14 protein-coding genes and 1 pseudogene are annotated in these 18,647 nt (G+C 58.6%); 7 read left to right on the plus strand and 8 right to left on the minus strand.

The window, feature by feature from the left end; all coding sequences use genetic code 11:
- Nucleotides 1-27: 27 nt before the first annotated feature.
- Both ACYZTU_RS07555 and ACYZTU_RS07560 read right to left on the minus strand, forming a co-directional pair.
- A complete protein-coding gene (locus ACYZTU_RS07555) occupies nucleotides 28-792 on the minus strand; it encodes a methyl-accepting chemotaxis protein (RefSeq protein ID WP_449644888.1) in 765 nt (254 codons plus the stop codon).
- A 93-nt stretch (nucleotides 793-885) separates the two neighbouring features.
- A pseudogene (locus ACYZTU_RS07560) lies at nucleotides 886-1,917 on the minus strand (HAMP domain-containing protein); the annotation flags it as partial.
- Nucleotides 1,918-2,105: 188 nt separating this feature from the next.
- Between ACYZTU_RS07560 and ACYZTU_RS07565 the strand changes: the two are divergent.
- Nucleotides 2,106-3,593 (plus strand): helicase HerA-like domain-containing protein, encoded by a 1,488-nt coding sequence (locus tag ACYZTU_RS07565; protein WP_461969153.1) that lies wholly within the window; start codon nucleotides 2,106-2,108, stop codon nucleotides 3,591-3,593.
- A 103-nt stretch (nucleotides 3,594-3,696) separates the two neighbouring features.
- Here the strand turns inward: ACYZTU_RS07565 and ACYZTU_RS07570 are convergent, their stop codons facing one another.
- Nucleotides 3,697-4,152: a DUF721 domain-containing protein gene (locus ACYZTU_RS07570; protein WP_461969154.1), complete on the minus strand. Its 456-nt coding sequence runs from the start codon at nucleotides 4,150-4,152 to the stop codon at nucleotides 3,697-3,699.
- A gap of 307 nt (nucleotides 4,153-4,459) precedes the next feature.
- On the opposite strand from ACYZTU_RS07570, the gene secA reads away from it, so the two are divergent.
- From secA to ACYZTU_RS07590, 4 genes are all read left to right on the plus strand, one after another.
- The gene (secA, locus tag ACYZTU_RS07575) at nucleotides 4,460-7,195 is read left to right on the plus strand and encodes a preprotein translocase subunit SecA (RefSeq protein ID WP_461969156.1); all 2,736 of its coding nucleotides are present in this window, start codon (nucleotides 4,460-4,462) and stop codon (nucleotides 7,193-7,195) included.
- Between the two features lie 122 nt (nucleotides 7,196-7,317).
- The gene (gene argJ / locus ACYZTU_RS07580) at nucleotides 7,318-8,535 is read left to right on the plus strand and encodes a bifunctional glutamate N-acetyltransferase/amino-acid acetyltransferase ArgJ (protein WP_461969158.1); all 1,218 of its coding nucleotides are present in this window, start codon (nucleotides 7,318-7,320) and stop codon (nucleotides 8,533-8,535) included.
- A 72-nt stretch (nucleotides 8,536-8,607) separates the two neighbouring features.
- A complete protein-coding gene (locus ACYZTU_RS07585; protein WP_461969160.1) occupies nucleotides 8,608-9,246 on the plus strand; it encodes a glutathione S-transferase family protein in 639 nt (212 codons plus the stop codon).
- Nucleotides 9,243-10,187, plus strand: a complete 945-nt coding sequence (locus ACYZTU_RS07590; RefSeq protein ID WP_461969162.1) for a Nudix family hydrolase — start codon at nucleotides 9,243-9,245, stop codon at nucleotides 10,185-10,187. The genes ACYZTU_RS07585 and ACYZTU_RS07590 overlap by 4 nt, the downstream gene beginning before the upstream one ends.
- A gap of 44 nt (nucleotides 10,188-10,231) precedes the next feature.
- Here the strand turns inward: ACYZTU_RS07590 and ACYZTU_RS07595 are convergent, their stop codons facing one another.
- The 4 genes from ACYZTU_RS07595 to ACYZTU_RS07610 form a co-directional block, all read right to left on the minus strand.
- The gene (locus ACYZTU_RS07595; RefSeq protein WP_461969163.1) at nucleotides 10,232-11,500 is read right to left on the minus strand and encodes an IS110 family RNA-guided transposase; all 1,269 of its coding nucleotides are present in this window, start codon (nucleotides 11,498-11,500) and stop codon (nucleotides 10,232-10,234) included.
- A gap of 367 nt (nucleotides 11,501-11,867) precedes the next feature.
- Nucleotides 11,868-12,449, minus strand: coding sequence for a cob(I)yrinic acid a,c-diamide adenosyltransferase (locus ACYZTU_RS07600; RefSeq protein WP_461969165.1), 582 nt, complete (start codon nucleotides 12,447-12,449; stop codon nucleotides 11,868-11,870).
- A 2-nt stretch (nucleotides 12,450-12,451) separates the two neighbouring features.
- Nucleotides 12,452-14,488: a sensor histidine kinase gene (locus ACYZTU_RS07605; RefSeq protein WP_461969167.1), complete on the minus strand. Its 2,037-nt coding sequence runs from the start codon at nucleotides 14,486-14,488 to the stop codon at nucleotides 12,452-12,454.
- A gap of 45 nt (nucleotides 14,489-14,533) precedes the next feature.
- Entirely contained in the window at nucleotides 14,534-15,451 is a 918-nt protein-coding gene (locus ACYZTU_RS07610; protein WP_461969169.1) for a putative 2-dehydropantoate 2-reductase, read from the minus strand.
- Nucleotides 15,452-15,592: 141 nt separating this feature from the next.
- Between ACYZTU_RS07610 and ACYZTU_RS07615 the strand changes: the two genes are divergently transcribed.
- Complete coding sequence (locus ACYZTU_RS07615) at nucleotides 15,593-16,078, plus strand: YajQ family cyclic di-GMP-binding protein (protein ID WP_449644835.1); 486 nt, start codon at nucleotides 15,593-15,595, stop codon at nucleotides 16,076-16,078.
- Between the two features lie 138 nt (nucleotides 16,079-16,216).
- Complete coding sequence (locus ACYZTU_RS07620; RefSeq protein WP_461969171.1) at nucleotides 16,217-17,059, plus strand: mechanosensitive ion channel family protein; 843 nt, start codon at nucleotides 16,217-16,219, stop codon at nucleotides 17,057-17,059.
- Between the two features lie 216 nt (nucleotides 17,060-17,275).
- Here ACYZTU_RS07620 and ACYZTU_RS07625 read toward each other — a convergent pair whose 3' ends face one another.
- The gene (locus tag ACYZTU_RS07625) at nucleotides 17,276-18,616 is read right to left on the minus strand and encodes an OprD family porin (RefSeq protein ID WP_461969173.1); all 1,341 of its coding nucleotides are present in this window, start codon (nucleotides 18,614-18,616) and stop codon (nucleotides 17,276-17,278) included.
- Between the last annotated feature and the right edge of the window lie 31 nt (nucleotides 18,617-18,647).

Genomic DNA, 18,647 nt, shown 5'->3' on the forward strand with positions numbered 1-18,647 from the left:
CAGGGCGTGAAGGGGCCCGTCCGGACACTAGATACGGAAACTGCCCACCAACTGCTTCAACCGCGCCGCCTGCTGTTCAAGATCCGAACACGCCCGCAACGTCGACTGCAGGTTTTCCACCCCTTCCTGATTCAGTGTATTGATCTCGGTAATATCCACGTTGATCGATTCAACCACGGCAGTCTGTTCCTCAGTTGCCGTCGCCACCGACTGGTTCATCCCGTCAATCTCGCCAATACGCAACGTCACGCTGTTCAAACGCTCACCGGCCAGGTTGGCGATTTCGACGCTGTCCTGACTGTGGCGCTGGCTCTCGCTCATGGTGCTGACGGATTCGCGGGCGCCGATTTGCAACTCCTCAATCATGGTCTGCACCTGCTGCGCCGATTCCTGAGTGCGGTGCGCCAGGTTACGAACCTCGTCTGCAACCACCGCAAAACCGCGACCGGCTTCACCGGCACGCGCCGCTTCGATGGCTGCGTTGAGCGCCAGCAGGTTGGTTTGCTGGGAGATGCTGGTGATCACTTCGAGAATCTGCCCGATGTTCACGGTTTTGCTGTTCAGCGATTCAATGTTGGTGCTCGAGGCGCTGAGCATGCTGGATAGTTGATTCATCGCGACAATGCTGCGGTCCACCACTTGCTGGCCGTCTTCGGCCAGGCTGCGGGCATCGCTGGCCTGACTCGAGGCTTGTGCTGCGTTACGAGCGATTTCCTGAGCGGCGGCGCCGAGCTGGTTGATCGCCGCGGCCACGCTGCTGGTGCGCGAAGCCTGTTGGTCGGAGTTGAACATCGACGAGTTCGAAGCAGCCACTACACGCAAAGCCACTTCGTTAACTTGCCCGGTGGCCGACGACACTTCGCGGATCGAACCGTGAATGCGTTCCACGAAACGATTGAACGCGGTGCCGAGGACACCGAATTCGTCGTTGTTCTGGATGGTCAGGCGTTTGGTCAGGTCGCCTTCGCCATCGGCGATGTCTGCCATGGCGCGGGTCATGACGTGCAGCGGCTGGATCAGGATGCGGATCAGCATGCCCAGCAGGGCGATGATGATGGCCACGGCAATGACCGTCGCAACGACCGCCGAGGTGCGGAATTCGCTGAGCATCGAGAAGGCTTTGTCTTTATCCACCGACAGACCGATGTACCAGTTGACCGATGGCAGGCCTTTGATTGGAGTGAAGGTGACGATGCGGGTCTTGCCTTCGACGTCCACTTCACTGAAGCCGCTGCTGATGCGCGGGGTATTTTTCGGGTACGCCTCGCTCAGGGACTTCATCACCATGGCTTTGTCCGGGTGGACCAGAATCTTGCCGTCGGCGCTCACCAGAAAGGCGTAACCCATGCCGTCGAAGTCGCGGGCGCTGAGGGTGTCGATCAAGGTTTGCAGGCTTAGGTCGCCGCCCACCACGCCCACACTTTGCCCGGCTTTTTTCGAGGCGGTAGCGATCGAGATAATGGTCTGGCCGGTGGCCGCGTCGATGTAGGGTTCGGTCAGGGTTGCGGTGCTGCTGCTTTCCGCGCCTTTGTACCAAGGGCGAACCCGTGGGTCGAAGCCATCGGGCATCTTCGCATCCGGGCGGATGGTGAAGTGGCCAGTGGCGTCGCCCAGGTAGGACGCCATGAAGGTCGACGTCAGGGCTTTCTGCTCAAGCAGGCTGGAAACGGTGGCCTGTTCGGGGTTGATGGCGATGTTCTGTGCGAGGTTATCGATCAGCAGGATACGACCGGCCAGCCAGGTCTGGATGTTGTTGGCGGTGACGTCTCCCATCTCATTGAGATAGTTATCCAGGTCTTCGCGAATGGCGTTGCGCTGTAAATAGTCGATGTACAGCGTGAACGAGGCGAAGGCGGCAATGACGATGAGGGCGGCGGCAAGCAGGATTTTATGGCTGAAGCGCAGATTTTTGTTCATGGTTCAGGGTGTCCGCTAAGGTCTTATTGTTCGGGGCGTGTTGCTGTTAATGCGCGCAAAATGGGTGCGCCATGGAGCGAGTCGATAATTCCTGCTCTCCATGGGGAATGTCGGACCTTGCTTTCAGTTGGGTCTCTCGCTTATTTCTATCGGCCGTAAAGGATTAAAGATTAACCATGGGTGACCAAATGCCTGACTCATTGCAACTCGTTATCGGTGCCGATCTCGCCGGGCAACCCATTGCCCAAGCCATGCGTCTGGCGAACCGTCATGGTTTGGTTGCGGGCGCTACCGGGACGGGCAAAACCGTCACCTTGCAACGGATGGCCGAAGCCTTCAGCGATGCCGGCGTGGCAGTGTTTGCCGCCGATATCAAGGGTGACCTGTGCGGTCTGGGCGCCGCCGGCAATCCTCAAGGCAAAATCGCCGAGCGGATCGCCGGGATGCCCTGGCTGAACCACACGCCTCAGGCGTATCCGGTGACCCTGTGGGACATTCACGGTCAGTCCGGTCATCCATTGCGTACAACCTTGAGCGAAATGGGGCCGTTGTTGCTGGGCAGCCTGCTGGAGCTGACAGACAGCCAACAGTCGACGCTGTATGCCGCCTTCAAGGTGGCGGATCGTGAAGGGCTGTTGCTGCTGGACCTCAAGGATCTGAAGGCACTGCTCAATCACCTGCGTGACAACCCCGAATTGCTCGGTGACGACGCCGCGTTGATGACCACCGGTTCCAGTCAGGCGCTGTTGCGGCGTCTGGCGACCCTGGAACAGCAGGGCGCAGAAGCGCTGTTCGGCGAGCCGGCGCTGCAACTCGAAGACATTCTGCAGCCGACCGCCGATGGCCGCGGGCGCATTCACTTGCTCGATGCCAGCCGTCTGGTGCACGAAGCGCCGAAGGTCTACGCGACGTTCCTGTTGTGGCTACTGGCCGAACTGTTCGAGCAATTGCCAGAGCGCGGCGATTCGGACAAACCACTGCTGGCGCTGTTTTTTGATGAAGCGCATTTATTGTTCGCTGGTACGCCAAAGGCTTTGCAGGATCGCCTTGAGCAGGTGGTGCGACTGATTCGTTCGAAAGGCGTTGGCGTGTATTTCGTCACCCAATCGCCGGGCGACTTGCCGGATGACGTGCTCGCTCAGCTCGGTCTGCGCATTCAGCATGGCTTGCGCGCGTTCACCGCCAAGGAGCAGAAATCCCTGCGAGCGGTGGCCGAGGGCTTCCGGCCGAACCCGGCGTTCGATGCCTTGTCGGTGCTGACCGAGCTTGGGATTGGCGAGGCGCTGGTGGGCACTTTGCAGGAAAAGGGCACGCCGGAGAGGGTTCAGCGGGTATTGGTTGCGCCGCCGCAATCGCGGATCGGGCCGCTGAGCGAGACGGAACGCACGGTGCTGATTGCGGGTTCGCCGTTCAAGGGGCGGTATGACAAACCGATTGATCGTGAATCGGCCTATGAAGTGCTGATGGGACGCAAAGGGTTGGCGCCAGAGCCTGAGGTTGTTCCGGGAAAACCGGCAATCGAAGAGCCAAGCTTCACCGACAAGGCTGGGGAGTTCCTCGGTACGGCGGCGGGGCAGGCACTGAAATCAGCGATGCGACAGGCGGCCAATCAATTGGGCCGACAATTGGTACGCGGGTTGATGGGCTCGCTACTCGGTGGCAGCAAACGCCGCTGAATAACTTGTAGGAGCGAGGCTTGCCCGCGAAGAGGCCCTTAAGGGCGCCAAAAGCTTCGCGGGCAAGTCGGATCGCCGCCCGCTCGCTCCTACAGGGTTCGTGTCAAGTTTTGGGCTTGGCGTGCGCCGCCAACCGCTCCAGAGCCGCCCGCAAATTCGGATCGCTGATCCCGTCGGCCGTGGCCTGAATGGTCGCGCCTGCGTCGGTGGACAAGCTGATGGTATGGCCAGCCGCCCCTTGCTGAACGGTCGGTGGCTGAACCTTGAACAGAATCCGCGTCAAACTGGAAAATTCATCGAACATCTGCAATTGCCGTTGCAGACGCTTTTGTTGATAACGCAGGCGGGTTGCCCAATGACCGTCGGTCACTATCAGCAACAAACTGCCTTCGCGCCAGGACGCCACATGGCAATGCTCGCGGGCGGCTGGCTGCAATTGGCTGTCCAGCAGACGTTGTAAATGACCCAGGCGTTGAGCGTGACCGAAGATGGCTTTCAACGGTTTGGCTTCGCGAAGCAGAACGGCGGGTGCTCTGGCCGTAAGAGGGCGAAATGCCATGATCAGACACCTGAAGTAACAGAGCCGCCATGGTAGCAGAAAGCACCCCATGCACCCGACCCATTGCTTTGCGAGCGCTTTACCCATTAAATCAACAAGTAACTTGTGCCGTGAATGGCTTGAAGTTCAGCAAAAAGCCCTTATTTTAAGTGAGCCCCGTTACAGCGCTGTGCCAGCATCGTGGAATAACGCCACTTTCCTCACCATCGTTTCCGGGTAGAATGCTCGTTCGCATGCGGCCATGAGGGCTGCACGGGCGACTCACGGGGCCGCCCTCCATCCCTTTAGTGTGGAAGATCCTGCCGATATGTTTGCGCCTTTGTTAAAGAAACTTTTTGGAAGCAAGAACGAGCGTGAAGTCAAACGCATGCTCAAGACGGTGCAACTCGTCAATGCCTTCGAAGAGCAAATGGTGGCCCTTTCGGACGATCAATTGCGTGCCAAGACAGATGAGTTCAAGGCCCGCATCGCCAAAGGGGAAACCCTCGACAAGCTGCTGCCAGAAGCCTTTGCGGTTGCCCGCGAAGCCGGTAAGCGCGTCATGGGTATGCGCCACTTCGACGTCCAGCTGATCGGCGGCATGACCTTGCATGAAGGCATGATCGCGGAAATGCGTACCGGTGAAGGCAAGACCCTGGTGGCAACACTGGGCGTTTACCTCAACGCGCTGTCCGGCAAGGGCGTGCACGTTGTGACGGTGAACGACTACCTGGCCCGTCGTGACGCCAACTGGATGCGTCCGCTCTACGAATTCCTCGGGATGACGGTGGGCGTGGTGACGCCGTTCCAGCCGCCGGAAGAGAAGCGTGCGGCCTATGCTGCCGACATCACCTACGGCACTAACAACGAATACGGTTTCGACTACCTGCGCGACAACATGGCGTTCAGCATGGAAGAAAAATTCCAGCGCGAACTCAATTTTGCCGTGATCGACGAAGTCGACTCCATCCTCATCGACGAAGCCCGTACCCCGCTGATCATTTCCGGTCAGGCCGAGGACAGCTCCAAGCTGTACATCGAGATCAACAAACTGATCCCGCAGCTGGAATTGCACGTCGAAGAAGTTGAAGGCGAAGTCACCAAGGCCGGCCACTACACCGTCGACGAGAAGACCCGTCAGGTCGAGCTCAACGAAGCCGGTCACCAGTTCATCGAAGACATGCTGACCCGCGTTGGCCTGCTGGCTGAAGGCGAGAGCCTGTACTCTTCGCATAACCTGGGCCTGCTGACCCACGTTTATGCCGGTCTGCGTGCGCACAAGCTGTTCAATCGCAACGTCGAATACATCGTGCAGGACGGCCAGGTCGTTCTGGTCGACGAACACACCGGTCGTACCATGCCGGGTCGCCGTCTGTCCGAAGGCCTGCACCAGGCTATCGAAGCCAAGGAAAACCTGAACATTCAGGCCGAAAGCCAGACCCTGGCCTCGACCACGTTCCAGAACTACTTCCGTCTATACAACAAGCTGTCCGGCATGACCGGTACCGCTGACACCGAAGCGTTCGAGTTCCACCAGATCTACGGTCTGTCGGTGATGGTTATCCCGCCGAACAAACCGCTGGCGCGTAAAGACTACAACGACTTGGTGTTCTTGACCGCCGAAGAGAAATACGCGGCGATCATCACCGACATCAAGGAATGCATGACCCAAGGCCGTCCGGTGCTGGTGGGTACTGCAACCATTGAAACGTCCGAACACATGTCCAGCCTGCTCGTGAAAGAAGGCATCGAACACAAGGTTCTGAACGCCAAGTTCCACGAAAAAGAAGCCGAGATCATTGCCCAGGCCGGTCGCCCAGGCGCATTGACCATCGCCACCAACATGGCCGGTCGTGGTACCGACATTCTGTTGGGCGGTAACTGGGAAGTGGAAGTGTCAACCCTGGAAGACCCGACACCTGAGCAGATTGCCCAGATCAAGGCCGACTGGCAGAAACGTCACCAGCAAGTGCTCGAGTCGGGCGGTTTGCAGGTGATTGCGTCCGAGCGTCACGAATCGCGCCGTATCGACAACCAGCTGCGTGGTCGTGCCGGCCGTCAGGGTGACGCCGGTTCCAGCCGTTTCTACCTGTCGCTGGAAGACAGCCTGATGCGCATCTTCGCCTCTGATCGGGTGAAGAACTTCATGAAGGCCCTGGGCATGCAGCCAGGTGAAGCGATCGAGCACCGCATGGTGACCAACGCCATCGAGAAGGCACAGCGCAAGGTTGAAGGCCGCAACTTCGACATTCGTAAGCAACTGCTCGAGTTCGACGACGTCAACAACGAACAACGTAAAGTGATCTATCACATGCGTAACAGTTTGTTGGCCGCCGACAACATCGGCGAAACCATCGCCGACTTCCGTCAGGACGTGCTCAACGCAACCGTCAGCGCACACATTCCACCGCAATCGCTGCCTGAGCAGTGGGACGTGGCCGGTCTGGAAGCGGCGTTGCAGAGCGACTTCGGTGTGGCGTTGCCGATCCAGAAATGGCTCGACGAAGACGACCACCTGTACGAAGAAACCCTGCGCGAGAAGCTCATGACCGAGCTGCTGGCCGCGTACAACGAAAAAGAAGAGCAGGCGAGCGCCGAAGCGCTGCGCACCTTCGAGAAGCAAATCGTTCTGCGTGTGCTCGACGACCTGTGGAAAGATCACCTGTCGACCATGGATCACCTGCGTCACGGCATCCACTTGCGTGGTTATGCACAGAAGAACCCGAAGCAAGAGTACAAGCGCGAGTCCTTCACGCTGTTCTCCGAGCTGCTGGATTCGATCAAGCGCGACTCGATCCGTGTGCTGTCGCACGTCCAGGTTCGCCGCGAAGATCCGATCGAAGAAGAGCAACGCCTGCGTCAGGAAGCCGAAGCACTGGCGGCGCGCATGCAGTTCCAGCACGACGAAGCACCGGGACTTGAGCAACCGGAACTGCTGGGTGAAGAGGTCGATGTCGCCCTTGCCACCGCTCCGGTACGCAACGAACAAAAGCTGGGCCGTAACGAGCTTTGCTATTGCGGTTCGGGCAAGAAGTTCAAGCATTGCCACGGGCAGATCCAGTAAAACCCGTTTCATACGCTGAAATACCCGCGCCGCGACCGGCTTATGCCGTCGCGGCGTTTTGCCATTTAAACCACCGTTCTTCCTGAAAGCGGTGCTGACATCATTTATTAAGGAGCGCATTCATGGCTGTTGGTCTTGGTCCTTTGCCAACGTTGCACCCGGTTGCCGGTTTTGAACTCGGTATCGCCTCGGCTGGCATCAAGCGCCCAGGGCGCAAGGATGTCGTGGTCATGCGCTGTGCCGAAGGTTCCACGGTCGCTGGCGTGTTCACTCTGAATGCCTTTTGCGCCGCTCCCGTGATCCTGGCCAAGCAGCGAGTTCAAGGTCCGGTGCGTTACCTGCTGACCAATACCGGCAATGCCAACGCCGGCACTGGCGAACCCGGCCTTGCCGCTGCCGAGCGCACGTGCGCCAAACTGGCTGAGCTGACCGGCGTCGACGCAAGCCTGGTGCTGCCGTACTCCACCGGCGTCATCGGCGAGCCGCTGCCGGTCGAGAAAATCGAAGGCGCGTTGCAAGCGGCTATCGACGACCTGTCGGTCAACAACTGGGAAGCTGCCGCCACCGGCATCATGACCACCGATACTTTGCCCAAAGGCGCCAGCCGCCAGTTTCAGCATGACGGCGTGACCATCACCGTCACCGGTATCAGCAAAGGTGCGGGCATGATCCGCCCGAACATGGCGACCATGCTCGGCTACATCGCCACCGACGCCAAAGTCGCCCGCGACGTGCTGCAGAACTTGCTGCTGGACGGTGCCAACAAGTCGTTCAACCGCATCACCATCGACGGCGACACCTCGACCAACGACTGCTGCATGCTGATCGCCACCGGTCAGGCGGCACTGCCGGAAATCACTGCAGCCAGCGGTGATTTGTTCGCCAAGCTGAAACAGGCCGTGTTCGAAGTCTGCATGGACGTGGCCCAGGCCATCGTTCGTGACGGCGAAGGCGCGACCAAGTTTGTGACCGTTGAAGTCAACGGCGGCGGCAATCACCAGGAATGCCTGGACGTCGGTTACACCGTGGCTCACTCGCCGCTGATCAAAACCGCACTGTTCGCCTCCGACCCGAACTGGGGCCGCATTCTGGCTGCCGTCGGCCGTGCCGGCGTGCCGAATCTGGACGTGAGCAAAATTGACGTGTTCCTCGGTGAGGTGTGCATCGCCAGCCGTGGCGCTCGCGCATCGACCTACACCGAAGCCCAGGGCGCGGCCGTGATGCAGCAGGAAGAAATCACGATCCGTATCGAACTGGGACGCGGTGATTGCAGCGAAACCATCTGGACCACCGACCTGTCCCACGAATACGTGAAGATCAACGCCGAGTACCGCACGTAACCACTGTCGGAGGGAGCGGGAAAAACCGCTCCCACCGTGAGTGATATTTCCTTTTTGCAAAGGCGCCCGAACATGAGCCTCCACCTGATCATCGGCGACAAACTGCTTTCCTCCTGGTCCCTGCGCGGCGCGCTGGCCCTCGATCTGGCCGGCGCCCCTTACACCGAAGAGCTGATCAAGCTGAACCAACCGGATACGCGTGAGCGCCTGCTCAAGCACTCGCCAACCGCGAAAGTCCCGTTGCTGAAAACCGAACACGGCACCATCGCCGACTCCCTGGCGATTGCCGAGTATCTGGCAGAGCAGTTTCCCGACGCCGGTCTCTGGCCCAAAGATATCTCCGCCCGTGCCCAGGCGCGTTCGGCCTGCGCGCAGATGCACAGCGGTTTTTTCGCCATGCGCGGCAACATGCCATTCGACCTGAGCCACGATGCTGCACTGTCGCCGGCGCCGGCTGACGTCCAGGCCGACATTGAGCGCATGTTGGCGTTGTGGGCCGAGTGCCGCGCCGCCGCCACCGCCACCGAAACCGGTCCGTTCCTGTTTGGTGGCGCGACCCTGGCCGATGCCTTCTTCGCACCGATCGCCGTGCGCCTGCGCACCTATCAAGTGAGGCTGCCCGCAGCGGACGCGGCCTACGTTGAAACTATCTACCAATGGCCAGCCTTCAAGGCTTGGCAGAAGACGGGTCTGGAGGAAGTCGAGCGGTGAAACGAGTCCACGTAGCGGCCGCTGTTATCCGTGATAGCAGTGGCAAGATCCTCATCGCCCGCCGCGCCGACACCCAGCACCAGGGCGGCCTGTGGGAATTTCCAGGTGGCAAGGTCGAGGCAGACGAATCCGTCGAAACCGCCTTGGCTCGCGAGCTCCATGAAGAGTTGGGCATCGTGGTCAACGCAGCTCGCCCGCTGATCAAGGTCCGGCACGATTACCCGGACAAGCAAGTGTTGCTGGACGTTTGGGAAGTCTCGGCCTTTACCGGCGAACCGCACGGCGCCGAAGGCCAGCCTTTGGAATGGGTCGCGTCCCGTGATCTGTTGAATTACGATTTCCCGGCGGCCAACCAGCCGATTGTCGCGGCTGCACGGTTACCCGCGCAGTATTTGATAACCCCGGAAGACCTGGAAACCCCGGCCTTGCTGCGCGGTATTCAAAAAGCCATTGCTGGCGGCATCAAGCTGATCCAGCTGCGGGCACCCAACGGCTACGATCCTAAGTACCGCGATCTGGCGGTGGACGCGGCGGGGCTGTGTGCCGGCAAGGCGCAGTTGATGATCAAGGGGCCGTTCGAGTGGCTGGGAGATTTCCCGTCCGCCGGTTGGCACATCACCTCCGCGCAACTGCGCAAGTACGCGGCGGCTGGCCGCCCGTTACCGGCGTCGCGCTGGTTGGCGGCGTCCTGCCATAACGCGCAAGAGCTGGCGTTGGCCGAGCAGATGGGAGTGGATTTCGTGACCCTGTCACCGGTGCAACCGACCCTGACTCATCCGGGGGCTCAGCCGTTGGGCTGGGAACAGGCCTCGGCATTGATCGAAGGTTTCAGCAAACCGGTGTTCTTGCTCGGTGGTGTTGGCCCGACGGAGCTTCAGAAATCCTGGGAAGCCGGGGCGCAGGGTGTGGCGGGGATTCGGGCGTTTTGGCCTCAGGCCTGATTCTGCGCGAGGCTAACGGCCCCTTCACGCCCTGAGCCTTTCCGTCAACACGGTTTTGCTGTGTCCGGCTCGCTGATCAAAGGCGAGCCGTGCCGTAGCAAGGTCTGTAAATAAACGTTTTCGTCGTACACGGTGCTGGTCTTCCAGCACCGATAAACGATCCGGATCCACTTGAACGCCAGAGCCCTGAGGGCTGCTTGGTAAGAGCTGCCTTTGGCCCTTTGCTGGCGATAATACGCCTCTGCCCACACCGATTGATTGATGCTGTGGGCAGCCCACTCAACAAAGGTCTGGCGCAAAAAAGTTGCGCATTGATAGCGCCAGTGGACGACTTTTTTCTTGCCACTGCGTTCGGTGACCGGGGCAATCCCGGCATATCGCTGCACCGCACTGGCATCCTTGAAGCGATCACGCTGCTCACCAAAGGCGACCATCAACCGTGGTGCAAGCTGCTGTCCCGCGCCGGGCAAGGCCTTGAAGAGTCGGTAGTCGGCCAGGGTGTTGGCAGTTTTTTCGATCTCCCGATCAAAGTCTTTGATCGCCGTGATGATCCCTTTCAGTTGCGAGACCAGGGCCAGCACATACAGCGCTGAAGGACTGACCACGCCTGGATCTTCAGTCAACGGCATGGCTTTGGCGATCAACGCCAAACGCTGCTGATTGAGCTCGGCATGGCGAACATTATGCGCGTGAAGGAACTTCAAAACGCTGGCCGGCCGAGCGCGCTTAAGCGTTTCAAAGGTCGACCAGCGCGCCAGAAATTCACAAAAAACCAGCGTGTCATGGTCATGAAACAGCTCCAGGGCCAACGGGTAGTACTGTTTGAGCATGCACACCAGACGGTTGCTGATCTTGACCCGGTCATCGACCAATCCGCGGCGATGTTCGGTCAGGCTGGCGAGCGAACGCATGGCGGAGCTTTGCTGGACCAGTTGAGGAAACCGTTCGGGGTGATTCAGCAACAGCTCAAGCGCCCATTGAGCATCCGTTGGATCATCCTTGGCGCCACTGGGGACGAAGGTTTTACGGTGCCGGGCCAAGGTGCTCGGATTGATCGGAAAGATACAAAAAAACTCATATTTTTGCAGAGCCGCTATCAGTGGGCCTTTGTTCAACTCCACGGCGATCGCGATCGGGCCACCGTAACGTTGATGCAGCGACCTGGCCCAGCGATCAATCGACTCGGGCTTATGGTCAATGACCTCGAAACTGCGCTGAGCCTCTCCAGCTATCTGCAAACAGGTGTCGTGCTTGGTGTCTGCCCAATCAATTCCGATATAAGCAGTGAAACTCTGAGACAGGAGCGTTTGCATGGAACACCTCAACAGGCGCTAAAGTACATGCAGGGACATGCATGCTTGCGTCCAGCGAAGGCGATATAGAGAGCCGTGTCGGGCTTTCCCTGAGAATTCGTTAGAGGGCGCAAGCGCACCTGTGGACTCGAAGGTGATGGCGTAATCATCGAGTGCTGCGCGGGCATATTCGTAGCCCACAGGTGCATGTTCCTTCCTCGCCGACAACTGACTTCCAGCGAATATCAGTATGGAAGAGAAAGGAACGGACTACCTATATCGCGGGCAAGCCCCGCTCCTACAGGTTTTGTGTCGTTAACAAATTTTGCGAACACTTTAAACCTGTAGGAGCGAGGCTTGCCCGCGAAGGCGTCTTTGTAGACGCCGATTAAACCTCTGGTTTCGCCGCCGGTTGCCAAAGGATCTCGGCAATCCCCTCGCGCTTGGCAATCAGCCGCGCCACCACAAACAGTAAATCCGACAGCCGATTGATGTACGCCAACCCAACCCCGGCCAACGGTTCCACCGCATTCAAATGCTGACACCGGCGCTCGGCACTGCGCGCCAGGCTTCTGCACACATGGGCCTGGGCAATTAACGCCGATCCCCCTGGCAGGATGAAATTCTCCAACGGCCCTAACTCTTCGTTCCACACATCGATCGCGGTTTCCAGACGTTCGATTTCTGCCGCGTTCAGCGCCTGATACACCGGCATCGCCAACTCGCCGCCCAGATCAAATAACCGATGCTGGCAGGGCGCCAGAACCTCGATCACTTCGTTTAAACCCGGATACTCGCCACTTTCCGCCGCCAACCCGGCCAATAGAACTCCCACTTGGCTGTTCAGCGTATCGACCTCGCCAATGGCTTCGATGCGCGGATGGTCCTTGGGCACGCGGCGGCCGTCGCCCAGCCCGGTTTCGCCTTTGTCGCCGGTGCGGGTGTAAATCTTCGACAAGCGAAAGCCCATGGTTACCTCGATAGCTGATTGAGTTCTTGAGAGACGAGCGGCGTGCCCGCCAAGGGCAGGCGCAAGGTGAAACACGTGCCTTGGCCCAGGGTCGATTGCACTTCCATCTGACCCTTGTGGTTGTTGGTAATGATGAAATACGAGACCGACAGACCAAGGCCGGTGCCCTGACCGATTTCCTTGGTGGTGAAGAACGGCTCGAAGGTGCGTTTGCGCACGCTTTCGCTCATACCGATGCCGTTGTCCTCAACCTGGATTTCCGCCCAGGGCGGGTTCAGTTTGGTACGCAGAATGATCCGCCCCGGCTCGCGGTCGTCCTCACGTTGGTGAATCGCCTGAGCGGCGTTTTTCAGCAGATTGAGCAGCACTTGCTCCAGTTCGTTGGCGGTTCCGGGAACCGGGCCCAACGCTGGATCGAACTGGCGAGTGATCGCCTGACCCTTGAAGTCGAAACCGATCGCCAGGTCGAAGTCGTTACCGGCGATTTCCACCGCCTGATCGATCAGTGCCGGCAGGTCGCACGGGGCCATTTGCCGGGTACTGCGGCGGCTGAAGCTGAGCATATGGGTGACGATCTTCGCTGCCCGGGCGCCCGCCTGTTGGATGCCATCGAGCAACTGCGGCACTTCGCGCGCTTGCAGGTACCGGTTGACCGTCGACAATGCGATACCGGTCTGCTCGGCCTGTTCGAGGTTCTTCGGGAGATCGGGTGACAGGCGTCGACGAATGTTCTGCACGTTGTGCAGGATCGCGCCCAACGGATTGTTGATCTCGTGGGCCATACCCGCGGCGAGGCCACCGACCGAGAGCATTTTTTCCGACTGCACCATCATTTCTTCCAAGGACAGGCGCTGAGTGATGTCGTCAATCCGGATCACCACACCGCGCCCGGCACCACCCATCAGCGGATAGAAGGTCAGGGCGTAGTGCTTGGGTTCTTCGTCCTTGAGCCAAGTGACACGCTCGATCTTGGCCACCGTATGTTGCTCGACGGTTTGCTTGAGCTGTGGCAGAAACGGCTTGAGCGGTTCGAAGGCGAGGAAGATCGGCTGATTCAAGGCTTCATCGAGGCGCGTGCCAGACAGGGCACTGGCCTCCTGATTCCATTGGGTGACATAGAGCTGCTCGTCGAGGGCGATCAGCGCCGACGGCATGGAGTCGATGATGCTGTTGAGGTAGTTCTGGAAACCGGTGAGTTTCTTCTCGATCTTGCTGCGCACCTGAACTTCGAGTTCCAGTTTGCGATTGGTATGGCGGGTTTCTTCGGCCAGGCCCTGGGCCTGGTCATAAGCGGCCTGGGAATCGTCCCGGGCCCGCTTGAGTTGCTGCTCACGGGCTTCGATCCGCGAGAGCATGGTGTTGAACGCCTCGGCGAGGCTGCCGATTTCGTCGTGGTTGCCTCGGGAGGCGCGCAGGGCGTAGTTCTCTTCGCGGGTCACTTGCCGGGACAACTCTTCGAGCTGGTGGATCGGCCGGGTAATCAGGCGCTTGATCTGCCGGGCAATCACCAGCCACAGCAGCACACTGAAGATCAGAATCCCGAGACTGGCGGTGAGGGTGCCGGTGTAGAACGCCATCGGCAGTTCGCTGCTGGCGACCAGTAACAGGTGGCCAGGCGCAGTGCCAGGGCGGGGCAGGGTGATCACTTGATTGCTGCGAAATTCGGTGGCTTGCCAGGATTCGATGTGCCGGTAACGCTCAGGCAGTTTCAGCTCGTCGCCATGCTGCAACTGCGCCAAACGTTCTCCTTTGCCGTCATAAAGGGCCGCCGCGCGCAGCGGGGAATAGCTGTTGAGTTCATTGAGCAGGCGTTGGGCGCTTTGCGGTGACTGCAACGCTTCCGACACCAGGCTGGGGTTGGACACCAGTCGGCCAATGGTCTGCAAGGCCTGAGGTGCCATGCTTTCCTGGGAGATGTAGTACGCGGCGCTGATAAAGGTCAGGTTGGCGACCAGCAGGACGGTGGTCAACAGCACCAGCAGGGCGGCCAGCAATTTCTGGCCGACCGGAAGGTTTTCAAGTCGCTGGCGCAATAGCATCAGGTTCATCGCTGAATAGGAACAAGTGGCCAGCGTAGCCGCTGCTCAGTCGCTGGGCAATCCAAGGCTGTGCAGATGGGTGATTAGCCGCTGCTCAAGTTGATTGAGGTGCGGCAGGTTCATCTGATGCCTCGCGGCGACTTTACAGACATGGCCCAATAGATAGCTGATCTCGGTCCGGCGCTGGTTCGCGACGTCCTGGTACATCGAAGAGTAATTGGCGGCGGTTGCGTGAATCACCCGTTCGACTTCCTGTAGAAGGTCCTCGGCTGCTGCTGGCTGACCGCACCGCTCAAGCAACTCGGTCAGTTCGACGCAGAGGGTAGCAACTTCGCATTGGTGTTCCTGTAATCCGCCATTACGGCAATCGTGCAGCACGGTCAGCGGATTGATTGCACAGTTGAGCGCCAGTTTTCGCCACAGCCTGGTCAGAATGTCGGTGCTCCACTCGTGGGGAATCCCGGCGGCGCTCACGTCATCCAGCCAGATCGGCGCCACGGGATGCCCGGCATCCCCCAGCCAGGTGTAACCGTGGCCGGCAAACACCACGCGCCAGTCGCCATCGCGAAAGGCGCCTTCGGTGCTCGACGCGCTAATGCAGCGTGCCTGCGGCACCTGCGCAGCGACGGCATCCTGGCTGCCAAGACCGTTCTGCAACAGAATCAGCTCGGCGCCGGGGGCGAGGCGAGGCGCCAGTTGGGCCACGGCTTTCTCGGCATCGTAGGCTTTGCAGGCCACCAGCAGGCGGTTGATCGGTTCACTGTTGTCGGGTGTCTCGGCGGGTACCGGATAGCGCTGCGCTTCACCGTGTTCGACCAGCGTCAGCCCGCCCGCCGCCTCATACGCCTGCAAGCGCGCAGCGTCCCGCACGATCAGCCTGACCGGCACATTTGCCCGCGCCAGCCGCGTGGCCCATAAGGTGCCGAGGCTGCCGGCGCCCAGAACATGCCAGGTGGTGGACATCAGCTTTTTGCTCTGTTTATCGCGCGCATGGGAGGCTCGCAGTGAATGATGGGAAAGACCCGTTATAATCAGCGCGGATTTTAACCGCAAGCCAGGCGTGCTCCATCGTGATCGAGCATGCCCTTTTATTGGAGAGATTACATGCCGTCGTTCGACGTGGTATCCGAACTGGACAAACACGAAGTCACCAACGCGGTCGAGAACGCCGTCAAGGAACTCGATCGTCGTTATGACCTGAAAGGCAAAGGCAGCTTCGAGTTCAAGGAAAAGGACCTGACCGTCAACCTGACCGCTGAAGCCGATTTCCAGCTCGAAGCGATGATTGAGATCCTCAAGCTGGCCTTGGTCAAGCGCAAAATCGACGTGCAGTGCCTTGAAGTCAAGGATGCCTATGCGTCGGGCAAACTGATGAAGCAGGAAGCGGTCCTCAAGGAAGGCATCGACAAAGAGATGGCGAAGAAAATCGTCGCTCATGTCAAAGACGCCAAGCTCAAGGTTCAGGCTGCCATTCAGGGTGAGCAAGTGCGCATTACCGGCAAGAAGCGTGACGACTTGCAGGAAGCTATTGCGGCCTTGCGGGCCAAGGAATTCGGGATGCCGCTGCAGTTCAACAACTTCCGCGACTGACCTTTGAAGCGGGGACCTCTCGGCGTTTTTGGCGTCCGAGGCCCAAGCAACGGCATAAATGATCGAGCCTATAAGGGTTCGATCTTTCTGCCGCTTATATTTTTGCGTGCCGGGTAGCCGGAAATCAGGAGAAAATTGATGGATTTGAATGCTGAAGTAGACAACCTGGTCAAGGCGTCTCAAGCCTGGCTTCCGATGATCATGGAATACGGCAGCCGCGTGCTGCTGGCGATCCTCACCCTGGCCATCGGCTGGTGGTTGATCAGCAAAGTGGCACAAAAGCTTGGCGGTTTGCTGGCGTTGCGTAATGCCGACCTCGCGCTGCAAGGGTTCATCAGCAGTCTGGCGAACATCATTCTCAAGGTTTTGCTGGTAGTCAGCGTGGCATCAATGATCGGCGTGGAAACCACTTCGTTCGTGGCGGCCATCGGTGCGGCGGGTCTGGCCATCGGTCTGGCCTTGCAGGGCAGCCTGGCGAACTTCGCTGGCGGCGTGCTGATTCTGTTGTTCCGCCCGTTCCGCATTGGCGACTGGATCGAAGCCCAAGGTGTTGCCGGCACTGTCGACAGCATTCAGATCTTCCACACCGTCCTGCGTACCGGCGATAACAAAACCATCATCATGCCTAACGGCAACTTGTCGAACGGCATCATCACCAACACTAACCGTCAGCCGACGCGCAAAGTTGTGTTTGATGTGGGCGTTGATTACGAGGCGGATCTGCAGAAGGCCCGTAACGTATTGCTGGACCTGGCCAAAGACGAGCGTATTTTGGCTGACCCGGCACCGCAGGCAGTGATTTCTACTCTGGGCGACAGTTCGATTACTGTTTCCCTGCGAGTGTGGGTGAAGACGGCGGATTACTGGGATGTGTTGTTCATGTTCAACGAACAGTCCCGTAATCGTTTGAAAACGGCTGGTATCGATATTCCGTTTCCACAGCGGGTTATTCGAGTGGTTCAGGAAGCTGCGGTGCAGTAACCGTACTTTTATTAGTTGGCTGTCAGTAATGAGCCCAAGAGCTCAATGATTTCTTGGGCTTTTTTCTGCTTGTCAGTCAGTTCATTGAAAAAAGTTCTAATGTTATGACATGAAGTTGTTTGCTGTTTTGGAAAAGTTTACGGCGTGCATAAAAAACCGCCCACCTGAAGAGGTGGGCGGTTTTTGACTTTCAGTACTGCTGGTCTTACACCCGGATTACAGGATGTTCAGCGGGTACTCGATGATCAGACGGGTATCGTAGTTGTCACGCGAATAGTTGGCATACGCGCCGTTTGCACGGTAGTTGGCGAAACGAGCACGGAAAGACAGGTCTTTGGCCGGGCCTTCTTGCACAACGTACTTGGACTCGATGTTCCACTCGTTTTCCTTGCCTTCACCCAGACCGTTGGTCTTGATGTTGTCACCCATTACGTAACGGGTCATGAAGCTCAGGCCAGGTACGCCGTAGGTAGACATGTTCAGGTCGTAGCGAGCCTGGTAGGAACGCTCGTCGCGGCCCACGAAGTCGGAGATCTGGATGGAGTTGGATACGAAGATGGTGCTGTTTCCGTCAACGCCGTAGTAGTAAGCGTTGTCACCGCTGGAGCGCTGATAAGCAACGGTGAACTTGTGAGCGCCGAGGCTATAAGCAGCAGCCAAGGACCACAGGTTGTTGTCTACGCCAGCGACGCCGTCGCCGCCGTCCTCGACTGAACCAAGGGCCATAACCGCGTCACCACGCTTGTCGCCTTTGGTTTTATAACCGTTCAGGTCGAAGTTCAGGGACTGGTCGTCGCTGATTGGCAGGGTGTAGTTCAGGTTGACGTAGTACTTTTTGAAGTAGTCTTCAGCATCCGACGCAGCCAGGGCACCGGTGAAGTTATCAGTGAAGGCGTAGCTGCCACCAACGATGTTGATGCCGTTGCTCAGGCCTTTGCCGTGGTTTCCATTTTCATCCGCCAGACCGCCGATGCTGTCACGAGCCATACCGGTTTGGGCGCTGATGGCGGTAAAGCGACCGGCATACAGTTCCAAGCCTTTGATCTCTTTGGAAGTGATCAGGGTACCGGTAGCAACTTCTGGCAGCATACGGCTGTCATCAGTAGCTAATACCGGGCTGGCAACGAACTGCTGGCCCCATTTCGCGACGGTGTCAGAGAGACGCAGTTTAACTGCACCACCGACCTTACCTTGGGATTTTTCTTCGTTGTTGTCGGAGTCGATTGCGAACAGGCCGTTACCACGATGACCCGAACCGCCGTCAAGTTTGACCGCGCCCAGTGCCATGGCATCAAGACCGAAACCAACAGTACCTTGAGTGAAGCCCGACTCGTAAGTGAGCAACTGGCTGAGACCGGAGGACTGACGATAACCGGAGTCGGCGTTGTTGCGTGCACCGTTTTTGTAATCGCGGTTCATGTACTCAAAACGGGTTTTGAGTTTCAGGCTCTGGTCGCCGAAGAAACCCTTGGATTCGTCCTGGGAAGACGCCATTGCGAACTGCGAGGTGCCTGCTGCAACAGCAACTGCGATCATGCTCCACTTCATCACGCGCATCGTGATTTGCTCCTTTGGTTTTTAGAAGAGT

The sequence above is a fragment of the Pseudomonas sp. HLT2-19-2 genome, assembly GCF_054898005.1.

What these genes read in the sequence shown, in the direction of transcription:
- ACYZTU_RS07565 (WP_461969153.1), top strand. Translation starts at nt 2,106, where the DNA reads ATGCCTGACTCATTGCAACTCGTTATCGGTGCCGATCTCGCCGGGCAA.
- ACYZTU_RS07620 (WP_461969171.1), top strand. Translation starts at nt 16,217, where the DNA reads ATGGATTTGAATGCTGAAGTAGACAACCTGGTCAAGGCGTCTCAAGCC.
- ACYZTU_RS07600 (WP_461969165.1), bottom strand. Translation starts at nt 12,449, where the DNA reads ATGGGCTTTCGCTTGTCGAAGATTTACACCCGCACCGGCGACAAAGGC.
- ACYZTU_RS07615 (WP_449644835.1), top strand. Translation starts at nt 15,593, where the DNA reads ATGCCGTCGTTCGACGTGGTATCCGAACTGGACAAACACGAAGTCACC.
- ACYZTU_RS07605 (WP_461969167.1), bottom strand. Translation starts at nt 14,488, where the DNA reads ATGCTATTGCGCCAGCGACTTGAAAACCTTCCGGTCGGCCAGAAATTG.
- ACYZTU_RS07555 (WP_449644888.1), bottom strand. Translation starts at nt 792, where the DNA reads ATGTTCAACTCCGACCAACAGGCTTCGCGCACCAGCAGCGTGGCCGCG.
- ACYZTU_RS07570 (WP_461969154.1), bottom strand. Translation starts at nt 4,152, where the DNA reads ATGGCATTTCGCCCTCTTACGGCCAGAGCACCCGCCGTTCTGCTTCGC.
- ACYZTU_RS07610 (WP_461969169.1), bottom strand. Translation starts at nt 15,451, where the DNA reads ATGTCCACCACCTGGCATGTTCTGGGCGCCGGCAGCCTCGGCACCTTA.
- secA (WP_461969156.1), top strand. Translation starts at nt 4,460, where the DNA reads ATGTTTGCGCCTTTGTTAAAGAAACTTTTTGGAAGCAAGAACGAGCGT.
- ACYZTU_RS07585 (WP_461969160.1), top strand. Translation starts at nt 8,608, where the DNA reads ATGAGCCTCCACCTGATCATCGGCGACAAACTGCTTTCCTCCTGGTCC.
- ACYZTU_RS07625 (WP_461969173.1), bottom strand. Translation starts at nt 18,616, where the DNA reads ATGCGCGTGATGAAGTGGAGCATGATCGCAGTTGCTGTTGCAGCAGGC.
- argJ (WP_461969158.1), top strand. Translation starts at nt 7,318, where the DNA reads ATGGCTGTTGGTCTTGGTCCTTTGCCAACGTTGCACCCGGTTGCCGGT.
- ACYZTU_RS07595 (WP_461969163.1), bottom strand. Translation starts at nt 11,500, where the DNA reads ATGCAAACGCTCCTGTCTCAGAGTTTCACTGCTTATATCGGAATTGAT.